The 17,956-nt window shown below is 60.4% G+C and carries 14 protein-coding genes; 7 read left to right on the top strand and 7 right to left on the bottom strand.

The annotated features are described in order from the left end of the window. Nucleotides 1–191: 191 nt before the first annotated feature. The 5 genes from ACXX9E_RS23340 to ACXX9E_RS23320 all read left to right on the top strand — a co-directional run bounded on the left by ACXX9E_RS23340 (nt 192) and on the right by ACXX9E_RS23320 (nt 5,710). Nucleotides 192–1,793, top strand: a complete 1,602-nt coding sequence (locus tag ACXX9E_RS23340) for an amino acid adenylation domain-containing protein (RefSeq protein ID WP_458556279.1) — start codon at nt 192–194, stop codon at nt 1,791–1,793. Next, entirely contained in the window at nt 1,790–3,124 is a 1,335-nt protein-coding gene (locus tag ACXX9E_RS23335; protein ID WP_458556278.1) for an FNR domain-containing protein, read from the top strand. Before ACXX9E_RS23340 ends, ACXX9E_RS23335 begins: the two co-directional genes overlap by 4 nt. Nucleotides 3,125–3,175: 51 nt before the next feature. Then, on the top strand, nt 3,176–3,940 hold the full coding sequence (locus ACXX9E_RS23330; protein ID WP_458556277.1) for an enoyl-CoA hydratase-related protein: 765 nt from the start codon (nt 3,176–3,178) through the stop codon (nt 3,938–3,940). 121 nt (nt 3,941–4,061) lie between these two features. Continuing rightward, complete coding sequence (locus ACXX9E_RS23325) at nt 4,062–5,168, top strand: catalase family peroxidase (protein ID WP_458556276.1); 1,107 nt, start codon at nt 4,062–4,064, stop codon at nt 5,166–5,168. Beyond that, on the top strand, nt 5,165–5,710 hold the full coding sequence (locus ACXX9E_RS23320) for a cytochrome b (protein ID WP_128615418.1): 546 nt from the start codon (nt 5,165–5,167) through the stop codon (nt 5,708–5,710). Before ACXX9E_RS23325 ends, ACXX9E_RS23320 begins: the two co-directional genes overlap by 4 nt. A gap of 147 nt (nt 5,711–5,857) precedes the next feature. Here ACXX9E_RS23320 and ACXX9E_RS23315 read toward each other — a convergent pair whose 3' ends face one another. Then, complete coding sequence (locus tag ACXX9E_RS23315; protein ID WP_123462369.1) at nt 5,858–7,009, bottom strand: M14 family metallopeptidase; 1,152 nt, start codon at nt 7,007–7,009, stop codon at nt 5,858–5,860. A gap of 481 nt (nt 7,010–7,490) precedes the next feature. Continuing rightward, nucleotides 7,491–7,829 carry a DUF6124 family protein gene (locus ACXX9E_RS23310; protein ID WP_123462371.1) on the bottom strand — a complete coding sequence of 113 codons (339 nt, stop codon included), beginning with the start codon at nt 7,827–7,829 and terminating at the stop codon, nt 7,491–7,493. A gap of 130 nt (nt 7,830–7,959) precedes the next feature. On the opposite strand from ACXX9E_RS23310, the gene ACXX9E_RS23305 reads away from it, so the two are divergent. Then, a complete protein-coding gene (locus tag ACXX9E_RS23305; RefSeq protein WP_123462373.1) occupies nt 7,960–8,616 on the top strand; it encodes a LexA family protein in 657 nt (218 codons plus the stop codon). A gap of 39 nt (nt 8,617–8,655) precedes the next feature. Here the strand turns inward: ACXX9E_RS23305 and ACXX9E_RS23300 are convergent, their stop codons facing one another. From ACXX9E_RS23300 to ACXX9E_RS23285, 4 genes are all read right to left on the bottom strand, one after another. Next, nucleotides 8,656–10,605 (bottom strand): acetyl/propionyl/methylcrotonyl-CoA carboxylase subunit alpha, encoded by a 1,950-nt coding sequence (locus ACXX9E_RS23300; RefSeq protein ID WP_458556275.1) that lies wholly within the window; start codon nt 10,603–10,605, stop codon nt 8,656–8,658. Next, nucleotides 10,605–11,414 carry a gamma-carboxygeranoyl-CoA hydratase gene (locus ACXX9E_RS23295; protein ID WP_123462377.1) on the bottom strand — a complete coding sequence of 270 codons (810 nt, stop codon included), beginning with the start codon at nt 11,412–11,414 and terminating at the stop codon, nt 10,605–10,607. Before ACXX9E_RS23295 ends, ACXX9E_RS23300 begins: the two co-directional genes overlap by 1 nt. Nucleotides 11,415–11,427: 13 nt before the next feature. After that, complete coding sequence (locus tag ACXX9E_RS23290) at nt 11,428–13,032, bottom strand: carboxyl transferase domain-containing protein (RefSeq protein WP_458556274.1); 1,605 nt, start codon at nt 13,030–13,032, stop codon at nt 11,428–11,430. A gap of 104 nt (nt 13,033–13,136) precedes the next feature. After that, a complete protein-coding gene (locus ACXX9E_RS23285) occupies nt 13,137–14,300 on the bottom strand; it encodes an isovaleryl-CoA dehydrogenase (protein WP_123462381.1) in 1,164 nt (387 codons plus the stop codon). Between the two features lie 296 nt (nt 14,301–14,596). On the opposite strand from ACXX9E_RS23285, the gene ACXX9E_RS23280 reads away from it, so the two are divergent. Then, the gene (locus ACXX9E_RS23280; RefSeq protein WP_458556273.1) at nt 14,597–16,294 is read left to right on the top strand and encodes an AMP-binding protein; all 1,698 of its coding nucleotides are present in this window, start codon (nt 14,597–14,599) and stop codon (nt 16,292–16,294) included. A gap of 665 nt (nt 16,295–16,959) precedes the next feature. Here ACXX9E_RS23280 and ACXX9E_RS23275 read toward each other — a convergent pair. Further along, nucleotides 16,960–17,859, bottom strand: a complete 900-nt coding sequence (locus ACXX9E_RS23275; RefSeq protein WP_128616369.1) for a hydroxymethylglutaryl-CoA lyase — start codon at nt 17,857–17,859, stop codon at nt 16,960–16,962. Nucleotides 17,860–17,956: the final 97 nt, after the last annotated feature.

Genomic DNA, 17,956 nt, shown 5'->3' with positions numbered 1-17,956 from the left:
TTCCAGAGAAGGTGCTGTAAATCTTTTTCCTTTGCTTTGTAGGATAGTTCGTCGCGATTTGTAGTGCGTGTAATGGTTTTCGGATTCCCGGATCAACCCGTTTGAAAGGCGCGTTTCCCGACGGTGCAGCCAATGCCCCCGACGGACGTGACCACCAAAAATGGTTGAAATCAGAAAACGGGAGTTTCCTCATGCAAGCGTTCGCGATATCTAGCCGGTCCCTACGAGGCTTTGCACCCGAGGTGACCGTTGAGCCCAATCCCTGGCAGCGTTTCGGTCGAGGCCCGCAAGTCGCGCCGGAGGCGCCATTGATTCATCGCGCAATCGAAGCGCAAGCCGTTGAACGGCCCGAAGCTGTCGCGGCGCAGCATCAGGGCCAGTCCATCACTTACGGCGAGTTGAACCGCCAGGCGAATCGGCTCGCAACGACGCTGCTCGAACACGGTGTATTTCCTGGCGACCACGTGGCGCTGTTTGTCGAGCGCTCGATTCCGATGCTGGTGGGCATGCTGGCGGTGTTGAAAGTCGGCGCTGCTTACATTCCTCAACACGTGAGCATTACTCCCGCTGCGCAGTTGCGCCACATCATGACGGTCGCCCGGGTGCGGGTCGTGCTGACTCTGTCTGAGCTGGCGCAGGCGATTCCCTTGGACTCGGAGCAACAGTGCATTCATCTGGATGAAGTCATCCGTGCTGACACCGTGGCCGCCGACGAACTGAACATCGGTGGCGCAACGTCGTCAGCGGATTCACTGTGTTTTGTCCTGTTTACCTCGGGCACCACCGGACTGCCCAATGGCGTGCGCGTGACTCAACGCAACGTGTGCAATATTTTGCTGACCAGCCCCGGTGATCTCGGGATGCGCCCGGGGTTGAAAGTCGGTCAGATCCTCAACATCGCGTTCGATATGGCGGCCTGGGAAGTACTGGGTTGTCTGGCCCACGGTGCAACCCTGCTGATCCGGGGCAAAGACATCGCGCAGACCGCTGAACACTGTGATGTGCTGATTGCGACGCCGTCGATTCTCGCCACCCTTGATCCCGCCCGTTGCACCCGGGTGAAAGTCGTCGCTCTGGCGGGTGAACCTTGCCCGCAACCGCTGGCAGATCGCTGGGCGAAGTTCTGCATGTTTTACAACGCCTGTGGGCCCACCGAAACCACCATCGTCAATACCATGCAGCACTATCGGGGTTCGGGGGCGCTGACGATCGGCAAGCCGACGCCCAATAACACGGTGTATGTGCTTGATGAAGCAGGGCAGCTGTGCGGACCGGGCGAGCAGGGTGAGATGTGGGCGGGCGGGGATTGTGTGACGGCGGGTTACCTGGGCAATGCTCAATTGACCCGCGAGCGGTATCAGCCCGATCCGTTTCTGGGCCAGGGACGCATGATGTTTCGCACGCGTGACCTGGGGCGCTGGACCGCAGACGGTGAGCTTGAACATCTGGGGCGTGTCGATGATCAGGTCAAGGTCAGAGGCTTTCGGGTTGAACTCGACGCGGTGTCGGCGGCGCTGGAGTCCGCGCCGACCTGCGAGCGGGCGGTCACGCTGAAGCTCGACAGTCGTCATCTGGTGGCCTTCGTTTATCCCGCCAGTACAGATGTCGATGCAGCGCGTGCCTGTTGTGAAGCGCGGCTTGCCTACTATTGCGTGCCGTCGTTGATACTCGCCGTTGACGAGATTCCGCTGACGTCCCGGGGCAAGGTCGACAAGCGTTTGCTTCTTGAGTGGGCAGTGGCGCATCAGGCCGAACAAACAGACGGCGGGCAGCCAGTGCGGGTGCAGGCATGAGTGCGCCACAGGTGAGCATCGTCCTGCCTGCCCGGCGGCCACTCTGGCAACGTCTGGGAACACTGCCGATGTTCTCGCATTACAACCGTCTGGTGGTGTTAGTGCTGGCCTGCAACATCGCCGTGCTGGTGTACGGCATCACGGTCGGGCAGTGGTGGTCCACCGCCGGTGTGAATTTGCCGATGTTGTCGGCACTGGTGGTGGCGAATCTGTCCCTGGCGATACTGATTCGTCAGCAGTACCTCATCAATCTGTTGTTCTGGCTGGCCACCCGGGCGCCCACGACCTGGCCGTTGGCGGTTCGCCGGTCGCTGGCCAAGGTTTATCACTTCGGCGGCCTGCACAGTGGTGGCGCAATGGCCGCGATTGCGTGGTTTGCCCTGTTGTTCGGTTCGATGATCTGGCAGCGGCTCGAAGGGGCGGGGGGCGTTTCGCTGACGCTGATCGGGCTGAGTGGCGGGTTGTTGGGGCTCCTGTTACTGGTGGCAGTCATGGCGATGCCAACCTTGCGCGGGCGTTTTCATAATGCGTTCGAACGCACCCACCGTTTCGCCGGGTGGGCCGCGTTGGCGATGTTCTGGGCGATGACGCTGGTTTCTGCGCGGGAACAGGATCGCGCGGCTGCGCTGATCGATGTACTGGCGCAGTCCGCCTCGTTCTGGATGTTGCTGCTGGTCACGATGAGCATTGCCTTGCCGTGGCTGCGATTACGCAAAGTGCCAGTCAGCCTCGTGCGGCCTTCGTCGCATGCGGTGATAGTGCGTTTGGAACACCACACCCCGTTTGCCGGCTCCGCCACAGCGATCAGCCGTAATCCGCTGTGGGAATGGCATTCGTTCGCCAACATTCCCACACCGGGAAAGGAGGGTTTCCGCCTGATCATTTCCCGGGCCGGCGACTGGACCGGGGCGTTCATCGAGCAGGCGCCAACACATGTCTGGGTCAAGGGCATCACCACGGCCGGCGTGGCGCATATCGAAACGCTGTTCAAATCGGTGGTGTATATCGCCACCGGCAGCGGTATCGGACCGGTGTTGCCCCATTTACTCGCTAGGCAGGTGCCCATCCGCCTGATCTGGTCGACCCGCAGTCCGAGAGCCACGTATGGCGATTCGCTGGTGGACGAAATCCTCGAGGCCCAGCCTGATGCGCTGATCTGGGACACGGATGTGTCCGGCAAACCCGATCTGGTGACATTGGCCTATGCCGCTGTGCAGTCGTTCGGCGCTGAAGCGGTGATTTGCATCTCAAATCAGCGGCTGACTGAACGTGTGGTCGAAGAAATGGAAGCGCGTGGCATACCGGCCTACGGCGCCATCTGGGATTCCTGAGCTCGCGGCGACTGTTTTCCTCCCGACACTTTTTACCGACATGAGATGAATATGAATCTGTTGATCGAAAGACAGGGCCGAGTCGTGTTGATCCGGCTCAACCGCCCGCAAGCCCGAAATGCCCTGAACACCGAAATGATGCGTGAACTGTTGGAAACCCTGCACGGGCTGGACACTGATCCGGGCGTCGGGTGCTTTGTGATTACCGGGACCAAGGATTACTTTGCCGCCGGCGCCGATATCAAGGAAATGCATGAAAAATCCTGCCTGGACATGATTGAGCAAGATTACTTCGCCGGATGGGATGCCTTTGCCCGGCTCCGGACGCCGAAGGTGGCTGCTGTCGCGGGCTACGCCTATGGCGGTGGTTGTGAGCTGGCGATGATGTGTGACCTGATCATCGCCGCCGAATCCGCGACGTTCGCCTTGCCGGAAATTACCCTCGGGGTGATGCCGGGCATGGGTGGGACTCAACGGCTGACGCGCCTGATTGGCCGGGCAAAAGCCATGGACATGATCCTGACCGGGCGTTCGATCAGTGCTCGGGAAGCGGAACAGGCGGGGTTGCTGTCGCGGGTGACGGCCGCCGATCAATTGCTTGAGCAGGCGCTGGCCGTTGCGCAGCGCATCGCCGGGTTTCCACGAACGGCGACATTGGCAGTCCGTGAAGCGGTGGATCGAGCGCTGGAGTCGGGGTTGAGCGATGGCATCCTGTTCGAGCGCAGAGTGTTTCATGGCTTGTTTGCCACCCCGGCGCAAAAAGAGGGCATGCAGGCGTTTCTGGAGAAGCGCGAACCCCGTTTTGATCAGGTGTAGCCTGCCTGCACGCGGCATCACACGCAGAGCCATGAAAGAAACTACAGTGCAAAGGGAATAACCCTACGAGACGGGCGTCTTATAGCACCTTCCCCTATGGCCATTGGCCCTGGAGTCTTTCATGGTTGATCCCACCTCACCCAACGCTTCTCCGCCTGGCAGGCCGCAGCGTCCGCCCTTGAGTGCCGCGAGCCTGCTATTTCGACTGGCCGGCATTGCCGTTGTGGTCGGCGCTGTAGCCGGGGCGTTTGCCTACGTGCACGGTAACTTTGAGCCACAACGGCTGACGCCCAAGGCGTTGGTCGATGTGCTGGAGAAAAACAACGGCGTGCATCCCGGTTTCCGCCGCAATCACGCCAAGGGCGTGTGCGTGATCGGGCATTTCGAGAGCAGCGGTGAGGCGCGCGCGTTCTCCACGGCGCAGGTGTTCAACGATCCGCGGACCCCGGTGGTCGGACGTTTCGCCTTGCCGGCGGGCAATCCCTATGCGCCGGACAACAGCGTGCCGATTCGCAGTCTGGCGTTGCGCTTCACCCAGGCCAACGGTCAGCAGTGGCGTACCGGGATGAACAGCATGCCGGTGTTCCCGGTGGGCACGCCCGAGGCGTTCTATCAGTTGCAACAGGCGCAGTCGCCGGACCCGGCCACCGGTAAACCGGACCCGGCCAAGGTCCCGGCGTTCTTTGCCGCGCACCCGGAGGCGGTGCCATTTTTGACATGGATCAAGACCGCCAGACCGTCAGCCAGTTACGCCACTGAAACCTACAACAGCGTCAACGCGTTCTATCTGGTGGATGCCAGCGGCAAGAAGCAGGCCGTGCGCTGGAGCATGAAACCGTTGGCCCAGGACACGGCGGGCGCGACCGCGCCTGAGGGCAGCGATTTTCTGGAGAAAGACCTGGTGCAACGCCTGGCCGCGGCGCCCCTGCGTTTTCAGTTGAACATCACCCTGGCCAATGCCGATGACCCGGTGAACGACGCCAGCAAAATCTGGCCCGAGGGGCGCAAGGTGTTGAACGCCGGCACCCTGGTGCTGGAGAAAACCCAACCGCAGTTGAGCGGCGAGTGCCGTGACATCAACTATGACCCGCTGGTGCTGCCAGCCGGTATTCAAGGCACCGACGACCCGCTGCTCGCAGCACGCTCCGCCGGTTACGCCAATTCCTACCTGCGTCGCACCAGCGAAGTCAGCCAGTTGCCCGCCGCCAGACAGGAGGCTCGTCCATGAGCACTCAACCGACACATTTCGCTTTGTTGGCGCGGCTGCTGCACTGGTTGATGGCGCTGATGATCATCGCGATGCTGTTTATCGGTGCCGGTATGGTGACTTCGGTTTCCGAGCGGCATGAATGGCTGATTCATCTGCACAAACCGTTGGGCATAGCGATTCTGGCGCTGGTGATTGTGCGCTTGCTGGTGCGCATTTCCACTCGACAGCCGCCATTGCCGGCGGACCTGCCGGGTTGGCAAGTGATGGCGGCGAAGGCATCGCACGTGCTGCTCTATGCCTTGATGCTGGTGTTGCCGTTGCTCGGCTGGGCGATGATCAGTGCATCGGGCGAACCGGTAATGCTCAGCACCACAATGCAACTGCCGTCGATCGTGCCGGCCGATGCGCAGCTGTTTGCGTTATTGCGCAAGGCCCACGGGTATCTGGCGTACCTGTTGTTCCTGACGGTGCTGTTGCACCTGGCGGCGGCGCTGTTTCATGGCTGGGTGCGCCGCGACGAGGTGCTCGACAGCATGTTGCGCGGACGCGATCGCGGCTGATTTGCCTGAGTGGCGCATTGTGCCGATGCGCCACTTTGCAGGGGCAGCCACCCGTATCCCACAGCGGTTGTGCGTTGTACACGTTACCCGGGAACTGCCCTGAAGATCGCAGACGCGCTGCGATCTTCAGGGCACGCGGGGAGGGGGTCAGCGCAAGATATCGACCATGTCGGCGAGGGTGGTCAACACGTCTTTACCCAGTTGTTTCGAGCGTTTGCCCGACCAGCCGGTCAGGGGGTTCGGCGCATCGTCGTGGTCCTTGAATGGCATTTCCAGGGTCTGCGACAGGCAATCGTATTTCTGACCAACGGCGTTGCAGGCCAGGGTCATATTGGCCTGGCCCGGTTCGTCGCGGGTGTAGCCGTATTTGGTCTGGAAATCTTTGGTGGTGCGCTTGAGGTGCGTGCGGAAATGCTCTTCAAGCTTCTCTATCCGTGGCGTGTATCCCGGATTGCCTTCGCTACCAGCGGTGAACACATGGGGGATTTCTTCGTCGCCGTGTACGTCGAGGAACATGTCGACGCCGTACTTTTCCATCTGCTGTTGTACGAAAAGTACCTCGGGGCTGAGTTCCTGACTCGCGTTCTGCCAGGCGCGGTTCAAATCCTGGCCCATGGCGTTGGTGCGCAAGTGACCGTGGAAGGCACCGTCCGGGTTCATGTTCGGCACCAGATACAGGTCGGCGCTGGCCAGCAGCGTGTTCAACACCGGGTCGTCGTGGCGCTCCAGTCGCTCGATCACGCCTTCCATGAACCATTCGCCCATGTGTTCGCCGGGGTGTTGTTGCGCGATGATCCAGACCTTGCGCTGGCCTTCGGCGCCGCTGCCCTTGCGCAGCAACTGAATGTCGCGGCCCTCGACGCTTTTGCCGGTGGCCAGCAGTTCGGTGCCAGCCTTGGTCTGCGCTTGATCGATCAGCCAGTCATGGCGACCGCGGCTGTAGGGTTCGAAGTAGGCGAACCAGGCGTGCGTCTGCTCGGCTTCGAGGCAAAAGCGCAGGCTGTCACCTTCAAAACTGGTAGGAATGCGGAACCAGTTGACGTGGTCGTAGGACGCGACGGCCTGATAGCCGGTCCAGGCCTTGTTGTAAGAGGACTGGCTGGCGTTGACCAGGCGAAACCAGTGTTCTTGATGAACATGCAGGCCGCTGGCCTTGAAGTGAAACCACTGGAAGTGCGGGCTGCGAGTGTCCGGGCGGATGGCCAGGACCGGATTGAGCGGATTGGAGATGTCGATGACTTGAATGTTGCCGCTGTCGAAATTGGCACTGATGTCGAACGAAGATTTGGCCACGGTCATAATCGTTTCCTGAATATGATTTTTATGGCTGTTACTTTACACGCAAGCTTGAAGTGAGACCGAGGGGATTTGCAGGGCTGTAGCGGGGGGCGTCTTCCATGACGCGAATGCAGCTTAGAGACTGTGTAGTTGATTCTCAAGTGCTAATTATCTGAAGTTCGCCCCAATGTGGCCGGGCTTCGCTTGCCAACCGATATTCTTTTGATATTATCCGCGCCATCGAATTTGCAGCACTCAAAGACTTCATTAGCCTGAAGCCATAAGCCCGAAAAACGGGTAAAAAAAGACCCGGCAAAAAGCCGGGTCAAAAACCGTGATTAGCCTGATGAGGAGATAGTCCAGAAGACCGACCTAAGGTCTCTGGCCCATCGACTGATCTCGCGACCAGTTGCTTGCAATAATAATCATTATCATTTGCAAGTCAAATGTTTTTATCTGCGCGATTGGAAAATTCTTTTCCGTCCGTTCCACTCAAGGTCGTTCAGACCTCATCGCCATCGAGCGAATGGTCGACCATTGCCCGCGCCATATCCACCATGTGCACCACTGAAAACGCCAGGTCGCGACTCGCGCCCTGCAGGTTCTCTGCGGCCTTGAACGCAGTGGCGGCGGCGCAACGCAACAGATCCGAGGCGTGCACCAGGGCTTCTTCGCCACTGAGATGGTGCCTGACATTGAAAAAACGCTCGCCCGACTCGGGTTCTGACACAGCTGGTTTCAAGTAGTAATCCAGGGCGCGCTGCGCCGCGGCATTGCCTTGAGGCGAGGTGAACATGGTGTCCATTTGCAGATCGGGCAAGTCTTTGCTGCTGATATTCATGATGATGGGCCACTCCTTGTTTGATTGAAAATCCGTGCTTGCAGAATAGTACGATGCGTAGTTGTGACCAGAATTTAAATACTACAATATGTGTTTTGCTAGCCGAAGGCGTCCGCGTAAGGTGCCGCACATGGATAAATGGATTGAGTTGGTCAAGGCCAAGATGAGTGAACTCAAAATCACTCAAACAGAGCTCGGAGAGCGCGTCGGCATGTCCCAGGGCGGGATCGGCCATTGGCTGAACAAACGTCGTGAACCTGGGATCACGGAAATGAACCGTGTGTTGCAGGCACTGGGCATGGACTTCCTGGAAGTGGTGCTGGTGATTCGCGAGCCGCCGCTGACCCCGGATGACGAAATGCCGCTGGCGCAGAAGTACAACCCGTACTTCCGCTACCCGGTCAGTGACTGGCACATGCCCTGTGAGGTGCGCGAAAGCGGGGAGTCAGCTTATGCCGCATCGGACAAGCAGCGTTTCGAACTGACGGATTACCACGCCCGTGGTGCGGCATTCTGGTTGACGGTGGCGGGGGATTCGATGACCGCGCCCAGCGGCCCGAGCATCGCCGAGGGCATGCTGATTCTGGTCGATCCGGAGGTGGAGGCAGTGCCCGGCAAACTGGTCATCGCCCAGTGGGCGGACAGCGCTGAAGCGATCTTTCGCAAACTCGACGAAGAGGGCGGCCAGCGTTACCTGGTGCCGCTCAATCCGACCTGGCCGAAAGCCTTGTTGACCGACGAGTGTCGCATCATTGGTGTTGTGGTGCAGGCAACGGCACGTTACTAGTCAGATCGATCCTCGCTCGGCGCAGGATCGATCGCTCACTCAGACTTCTTCCAGTTCAACCAAAGCGCTGCCTTCGCCAACCATCTCGCCTTCCTGGCAATACAGCGCTTTGATCACCCCGGCGTGCGGCGCACGAATGCTGTGCTCCATTTTCATGGCTTCCAGCACCACCAGTTGCGCGCCGGCCTCGACAGATTGCCCGGCCTCGACCAACACCCGCACGATACTGCCGTTCATCGGTGCCGTCAGGCCGCCCTGATGACTGTGGCTGGCTTCCACGGCGCTGATCGGATCGTAAGCCTCGATGCGACGCAACTCGCCTTCCCATTGCAGGTACAGCGCATCGCCCTGGCGAATCGCCCGCAATGTCCGGCGTACGCCGTCGTGCTCGATGATCAGCGTTTCACCTGACAGCGTGGCGTTGCCAACAGCCCCCAGCGTCCGCGCGCGATCCTGACCCTCGCAACTCAAATGCAGGGTCAGTTCCCGAGGCAGACCTGCTCGCAAGCCGCTGTTGAGCGACCACGGCGACGCGGGATCATCCGACCGTGCAATCGCCGGCAGACTCTGCGCAAACGCCTGCCCGGCGGCGGCCCAGAACTCATCGCTCAAGGGTTGTGGAGCAGGCAGCAGCTGCTCCTGGTAACGCGGAATAAACCCGGTATCCAGTTCCGCTGCGGCAAACGCCGGGTGCGCAATGATCCGCCGCAAAAAGTTGATGTTGGTCTTCAGTCCGCCAATCGCGAACTCATCGAGCATGCTCAACAACCGCAGACGCGCCTGTTCACGGTCCTCGCCCCAGGCAATCAATTTGCCGAGCATCGGGTCATAGAACGGTGAAATCTCGTCCCCTTCCTCAACGCCGCTGTCCACCCGCCGCCCCGGCCCTTGTGCCGACTCGCGATACAGCGCCAGACGCCCGGTCGCCGGCAGAAAATCATTTGCCGGATCCTCGGCATACAACCGGACTTCAATCGCGTGGCCATTGAGCGGCACTTGATCCTGAGTCATCGGTAACGCTTCACCACGGGCCACGCGAATCTGCCAGGCCACCAGGTCCAGACCGGTGATGGCTTCCGTCACCGGGTGCTCGACCTGCAGCCGCGTATTCATCTCCATAAAGAAGAATTCGCCGCGTGCATCCAGCAGGAATTCCACCGTGCCGGCGCCGACATAGCCGATCGCCTGGGCCGAACGCACTGCCGCTTCACCCATGGCGCGGCGCAGTTGCGGCGACAGCCCCGGTGCCGGCGCTTCCTCGACGACTTTCTGATGCCGACGCTGAATCGAGCAATCGCGCTCGTTGAGATACAGGCAATGGCCATGCTGATCGGCAAACACCTGGATTTCCACGTGACGCGGCTTGAGCAGGTATTTCTCCACCAGCATCCGCGAATCGCCGAACGATGACTGCGCCTCACGCTGGGCCGAGGCGAGGGCTTCGGCCAACTGGCTGACGTCCTCGACTACTTTCATGCCTTTGCCGCCGCCGCCCGCGGTGGCTTTGAGCAACACCGGATAACCGATGCGCTCGCAGGCCTCGCGGAAGGTGTCCAGATCCTGCGCCTCGCCGTGATAGCCGGGCACCAGCGGCACGCCGGCGGTTTCCATCAAGGCCTTGGCGGCAGACTTGCTGCCCATGGCGTCAATGGCTGCGGCGGGCGGGCCGAGGAAAATCAGCCCGGCCGCTTCGATGGCGCGAGCGAACCCGGCGTTCTCCGAGAGAAAGCCATAACCCGGATGAATCGCCTGGGCGCCGCTGGCCTTGGCCGCGGCGATCAGTTTGTCGATCTGCAGATAGCTCTCGGCGGCTTTGCTGCCACCCAGATCGACCCGGATATCGGCTTCGCGGCTGTGCCGCGCCTCACGGTCGGTGGCGCTGTGCACCGCCACGGTGGTCAGGCCCAGCGCCTTGGCGGTACGCATGACCCGGCAAGCGATTTCGCCGCGGTTGGCCACCAGCAGGGTAGTGATAACAGGTGCGTTCATCAACGCGACTCCTTGGTGATGGCTTGCCAGCTCGGCGGACGTTTTTGCAGAAAGGCACGCAAGCCCTCCTGGCCTTCCGGGCTGACGCGGATCCGGGCGATGGCGTTTTCGGTGTAGCGCCGCAGCGCCGGAGTCAGGGCGCCGTTGCCGACCTCACGCAGCAAATCCTTGCTGGCGCGCATCGCGGCGGGGCTGTTGAGCAGCAGGTTGTCGATCCATTGCTCGACGGCCTGATCAAGCTCGGCGGCCGGGTAGCTCTCGGACAGCAAGCCGATTTCGCGTGCCCGCTGCCCGCCAAAACGCTCGGCGGTCAACGCGTATCGACGCGCAGCACGTTCGCCGATGGCCTGCACCACGAACGGACTGATCACTGCCGGCGCCAGACCGATGCGCACTTCCGACAGGCAGAATTGCGCGTCATCGGCGCCAATTGCCATGTCGCAGCAACTAATCAGGCCCAGCGCACCGCCGAATGCCGCACCTTGCACCACGGCCACGGTGGGGATCTTCAGTTTGGCCAGGTTGTACATCAACTCTGCCAGTTCCCGGGCGTCGTCGAGGTTGGTGTGGTAATCGAGTTCAGCCGACTGCTGCATCCACGCCAGATCGGCACCGGCACTGAAATGTTTGCCACGCCCGCGTACCAACAGAAAGCGCAGGCTGGCATCGCTGGCGACCTTGTCCAGCGCCAGGATCAGCTCACGGATCATCTCGGCATTGAAGGCGTTGTTCTTTTCGGCGCGGTTGAGCCACAGGGTGGCGAAGCCTCGTGGGTCGCGCTGCAGTTCCAGGGTGTTGAAATCGCTCATGAGATTCTCCCGATCACATCCGGAACACGCCGAAGCGGCTCGGTTCGATAGGCGCGCTCAGCGACGCGGACAAGGCCAGGGCCAGCACATCGCGGGTCTGCGCCGGGTCGATGACGCCGTCGTCCCACAGCCGTGCGCTGGAGTAATAGGGGTGACCCTGCTCTTCGTACTGGTCGAGTATCGGTTGCTTGATCTCGGCTTCCTGTTCGGCGCTGAAGCCCTGACCGCTGCGTTCGGCTTGTTCACGCTTGACCTGCACCAGCACGCCGGCAGCCTGCTCGGCACCCATCACGCCGATGCGCGCATTCGGCCACATCCACAGGAAACGCGGATCGTAAGCCCGCCCGCACATGCCGTAGTTGCCGGCGCCGAAGCTGCCGCCGATGATCACGGTGAACTTCGGCACCTTGGCGCAAGCCACCGCCGTCACCAGTTTTGCACCGTGCTTGGCAATGCCGCCGGCCTCGTATTTCTGGCCGACCATGAACCCGGTGATGTTTTGCAGGAACAGCAGTGGAATGCCGCGCTGGCAAGCCAGTTCGATGAAGTGCGCGCCTTTTTGCGCGGCTTCGGCGAAGAGGATGCCGTTGTTGGCGAGGATCGCGATCGGGTAACCGTGCAGGTGCGCAAAACCGCAGACCAGCGTGGTACCGAACAGCGCCTTGAATTCATCGAACACCGAGCCATCGACCAGCCGCGCGATCACTTCACGCACGTCGAACGGCTGCTTGGCGTCGGCCGAGACCACGCCATACAGCTCGTCGCTGGCGTAAAGCGGCGCAATCGGAGTGCGTTGTTGCACCTCGCCCAGCTTGCGCCAATTGAGGTTGGCCACGCTGCGGCGGGCGAGGGCGAGGGCGTGTTCGTCGCTCTCGGCGTAATGGTCGGCCACACCGGAAACCTTGCAGTGCACATCGGCACCGCCGAGGTCTTCGGCGCTGACCACTTCACCGGTCGCCGCTTTCACCAGTGGCGGGCCGGCGAGAAAAATCGTCGCCTGATTGCGCACCATGATCGCTTCGTCGGCCATCGCCGGCACATACGCGCCACCGGCAGTGCACGAGCCCATGACCACGGCAATCTGCGGAATGCCCATCGCGCTCATGTTGGCCTGGTTGAAGAAGATCCGGCCGAAGTGTTCGCGATCCGGAAACACTTCGTCCTGACGCGGCAGGTTGGCGCCGCCCGAGTCCACCAGATAGATGCACGGCAGGCGATTCTGCTGGGCGATGGTCTGCGCGCGCAGGTGTTTTTTTACGGTCAGCGGATAGTACGAACCGCCTTTCACCGTCGCGTCGTTGGCGACGATCATGCATTCGACGCCTTCGACCCGGCCGATCCCGGCGATCACGCCGGCCGCCGGTACGTCTTCGCCATACACAGCGTGGGCGGCCAACTGACTGATTTCGAGAAAGGGCGAACCCGGATCAAGCAAACGGTTGATCCGCTCGCGCGGCAGCAATTTGCCCCGCGAGGTGTGGCGTTCCTGGGCTTTTGCGCCGCCACCCTGCGCCACTTGGGCGAGCAGGGTGTGCAGGGCGTCGACCTGTTCAAGCATCGCCGCGCTGTTGGCAGCGAACTCCGCTGAACGGGGATTGAGCTGAGTGTGCAGAATCATGGGCTACTCCGTAGCAGCTTGAAGTTTCAAGCTGCAAGCTGCAAGTTGAGGCAAGAGCGCATGTCTCTTGTCGCTTGAGGCTCGCAGCTTGCCGCTGACGAAATTCATTTCGTTTCGTTGAACAGCTCGCGGCCGATCAGCATGCGGCGGATCTCACTGGTGCCAGCACCGATTTCGTACAGCTTGGCGTCACGCAGCAAACGGCCCGCCGGGAATTCGTTGATGTAGCCGTTACCGCCGAGAATCTGGATCGCGTCGAGGGCCATTTGCGTGGCGCGCTCGGCGGTGTAGAGGATCACCCCGGCGGCATCCTTGCGGGTGGTCTCGCCGCGCTCGCAAGCCTGGGCCACCGCATACAGGTAGGCGCGGCTGGCGTTGAGTTGGGTGTACATGTCGGCGACTTTGCCCTGGATCAACTGGAACTCGCCGATGCTCTGGCCGAACTGTTTGCGGTCGTGGATGTACGGCACGATCAGGTCCATGCACGACTGCATGATCCCGGTCGGGCCGCCGGACAGCACCACGCGTTCGTAATCGAGGCCGCTCATCAGCACTTTCACACCGCCGTTGAGCACGCCGAGGATGTTCTCTTCCGGTACTTCAACGTCATCGAAAAACAGCTCGCAGGTGTTGGAGCCGCGCATGCCGAGCTTGTCGAACTTGTTGCTGCGGCTGAAGCCTTTCCAGTCGCGCTCGACGATGAACGCGGTGATGCCGTGCGGGCCTTTTTCCAGGTCGGTCTTGGCGTAGATCACGTAGGTGTTGGCGTCAGGGCCGTTGGTGATCCAGGTCTTGCTGCCGTTGAGGACGAAGTGGTCGCCGCGTTTGTCGGCACGCAGTTTCATCGAAACCACGTCGGACCCGGCGTTCGGCTCGCTCATCGCGAGGGCGCCGACGTGTTCGCCGCTGATCAGCTTCGGCAGGTATTTGCTTTTCTGTTCGTGATTGCCATTGCGATTGATCTGGTTGACGCAGAGGTTGGAGTGCGCACCGTAGGACAGTGCCACCGAGGCCGATCCGCGGCTGATTTCTTCCATCGCCACCACGTGCGCCAGGTAGCCCAGACCTGCGCCACCGTACTCTTCCGGCACGGTGATGCCGAGCAGGCCCATATCGCCGAATTTGCGCCACATGTCGGCAGGGAACAGGTTGTCGTGGTCGATCTGCGCAGCACGTGGAGCGATCTGATCGGCGACGAAGGACTGAACCTGATCGCGCAGCATGTCGATGGTTTCACCGAGGGCGAAGTTCAGGGATGGGTAGCTCATGGGTCACCTTTTGGCTTTTTTGTAGGGTGGGGAGGGCGGTCGAACGGCTCTCACCTTTACGTTAACGTAAGCCTGCGGCGGATGGCTGTCAATCACCCTTTACGTTAACGTCAACTTGAGCGAGAGTAAGGGCAGTTCAAGATTGAAACGGAGCAGACCTTGTGGGAGCGAGCTTGCTCGCGAAAGCGTCAGATCAGTCAACATGGATGCTGAATCCGCTGGCCTCTTCGCGAGCAAGCTCGCTCCCACCGGGATTAAATCCGACAAACCCATAAATAAAGACAATAGGGGTCGTCATGGATCAACCCAGTGCAAACCCGCAGCGCAGCTACACCCGTGGTTCTCAGGACAAAGCCCTGCTGGCGATGACCATCGGGCAGAAGTTCGATCACACCGCCGCGCAATATCCTGACGGTGAAGCGCTCGTCGTGCGCCATCAGCAACTGCGCTATTCCTGGCGACAACTGGCCGATGCGGTGGACCTGCACGCCAGAGCGCTGCTGGCGCTGGGGATGCAGGCGGGCGATCGGCTCGGAATCTGGGCGCCAAACTGCGCGCAATGGTGCATCACGCAAATCGCCACGGCGAAGATCGGCGTGATTCTGGTCAACATCAATCCGGCTTACCGCAGCACCGAACTCGAGTACGTGCTCAAGCAATCCGGCTGCCAATGGCTGGTCTGTGCCGGAGCGTTCAAGTCCTCCAACTACCACACCCTGTTGCAAGGGTTGGTGCCGGAACTGGCCGAGCAATCCATTGGCCAGTTGCGCAGCGAACGCCTCCCCGAACTGCGAGGGGTAATCAGTCTTGACGCGCAACCACCGTCAGGTTTTCTGCCGTGGTCGCAACTGGCTGATCTGGCCACCAGCATCTCTCCCGAACAACTACACGAACGCAGTGACAGCCTGCACTTCGATCAAGCGGTCAACATTCAGTACACCTCCGGCACCACCGGTTTCCCCAAGGGCGCGACCCTCAGTCATTACAACATCCTCAACAACGGCTACATGGTCGGCGAAAGCATCGGCCTGACGCCTGCCGATCGCCTGGTGATCCCGGTGCCGCTGTATCACTGCTTCGGCATGGTCATGGGCAATCTCGGCTGCATTACCCATGGCAGCACGATGATTTACCCCAACGACGCTTTCGATCCGTTGCTGACCCTGCACGCCGTGGTCGAAGAGAAAGCCACCGGTCTGTATGGCGTGCCGACCATGTTCATCGCCATGCTCGACCAGCCGCAACGTGGCGAATTCGATCTGTCGAGCCTGCGCACCGGGATCATGGCCGGCGCCACGTGCCCGATCGAAGTGATGCGGCGAGTCATCAACGAGATGCACATGAGCGAAGTGCAGATCGCTTACGGCATGACCGAAACCAGCCCGGTGTCGCTGCAGACCGGGCCAAACGATGAGCTTGAATTGCGCGTGACCACCGTCGGCCGCACCCAGCCGCAGCTGGAAAGCAAGATCATCGACGAAGCCGGCAATCTGGTGCCGCGTGGCACCATCGGTGAACTGTGCACCCGCGGTTACAGCGTAATGCTCGGCTACTGGAACAACTCGCAGGCCACTGCCGAAGCCATTGATGAGGCGGGCTGGATGCACACCGGCGACCTGGCGAGCATGAACGCCGAGGGCTATGTGAACATCGCCGGGCGCAACAAGGACATGATCATTCGTGGTGGCGAGAACATCTACCCGCGTGAGCTGGAGGAGTTTTTCTTCACCCATCCGGCCGTGGCGGATGTGCAGGTGATCGGCATTCCGTGCTCGCGCTACGGTGAGGAGATTGTTGCCTGGATCAAATTCCACCCGGGCCACAGTGCCACCGAGCTGGAATTGCAAACCTGGTGCAAGGAGCGCATTGCGCACTTCAAGACGCCGCGTTACTTCAAGTTCGTCGAGGATTTTCCGATGACGGTCACGGGCAAGATCCAGAAATTCAGGATGCGTGAAGTCAGCATCGAAGAACTACGCGAAAAGCAGGCTTGATAGGGATCAAATGTAGGAGTGAGCCTGCTCGCGATTGCGGTGTGTCAGTCGATGCAAATATTGACTGATACACCGGCATCGCGAGCAGGCTCACTCCTACAGGGGATTTGGGGGGATTCAGGAATCGCAGAAAGCACAAAGGGGAGCCGAGGCTCCCCTTTAATTTTGTCGTCGCGTGCTCTTTTTATTATTGAGGGGCGGTCTGTTGTTGTTTTTGGCAACCGTTGCCCTTTACCGCTGTTTTTGGCGACCCCCATCCGGGATCAAGAGCAAACGTATTTTTTTGAGCGCTGATCTGCTTTCTCGTTAAACGATCCAACCGATTCGGGAGCTACCTGAAGGTAGTTTTATTGTTCTCTGCCCGGTTGCGGGTCACTCCTGAGAGCACCCTGAAAAGCACACCTTCTCCAAAAAAATCTGTTAGCTGCGTCTCTGCCGTGTTGTTTTTGTTATGTCAGAGTCGGTACGTCTTATTTTTATTGGTTTGCTGCTTTTTATTCTTGTTATGCCATAGAGATAGCAGAAGCCGTGCCAACTTTTAAAATACCTTATAAATCAATGTCTTAAGATTTTTCAGGATTTTTCGATCAGGCAGAACCAGACAATTTGTTTCCGTGTTACCCGCTTGCGTCCACATTTCGGACACAGCGGTAACACCCATCCCCTCACTGTGCGCTACGGGCCTTGGCCACGCGCGAACCGCTCGGGCGACCGAGCACGGCACTGATTTGCTGACCCGCAGCAATCAAGGCGTCCAGGTCGATACCGGTCTGAATACCGAGGCCATTGAGCAGGTACACCACATCTTCGGTGGCCACGTTACCGCTCGCGCCTTTGGCGTACGGGCAGCCGCCCAGCCCTGCGATAGAGCTGTCGAACACGGCAATACCTTCGAGCAGGCTGGCATAGATGTTGGCCATGGCCTGGCCGTAGGTGTCGTGGAAGTGCCCGGCGAGTTTTTCCCGTGGCACTTGCGCCGACACCACCTCGAACAGACGGCGAGTCGCGCCCGCCGTGCCGGTGCCGATGGTGTCGCCGAGGGACACTTCATAGCAGCCCATCGCATACAGCTCGCGGGCGACCATCGCCACTTGCTCGGGGGCGACCGTGCCTTCGTACGGGCACCCGAGCACGCAGGACACGTAACCGCGCACGGTAACGCCGTGCTGTTTTGCGGCTTCCATGATCGGTGCGAAGCGCGCCAGGCTTTCGCTGATCGAGCAGTTGATGTTGCGCTGCGAGAACGCTTCGGAGGCGGCGGCGAACACCGCGACTTCCTTGACCCCGGCGGCGAGGGCGTCTTCAAAACCGCGCAGGTTCGGCGCCAATGCACCGTAGGTGACGCCGGGCTTGCGCTGAATCTGCGCGAACACCTCAGCCGAACCGGCCATTTGCGGTACCCACTTGGGCGAAACGAAACTGCCGACTTCTATATAGCCAAGACCGGCAGCGCTGAGTGCATCGACCAGTTGCACCTTGTCGGCCACGCTGATCGGTTGGGCTTCGTTCTGCAGGCCATCGCGCGGGCCGACTTCGATCAGGCGTACTTGGGAGGGGAGGGACATGGGCGGACCTGCTCTGGTGAATTCGTGGAGAACCCCTGTAGGAGTGAGCCTGCTCGCGATCGCGGAGTGCCAGATAAAAATTGCTTGACTGATACAC

This window comes from Pseudomonas sp. GNP014, assembly GCF_054344005.1.
Note: the sequence above shows the minus strand (reverse complement) of the source record. Positions and strands in the feature narration are given on the sequence as shown.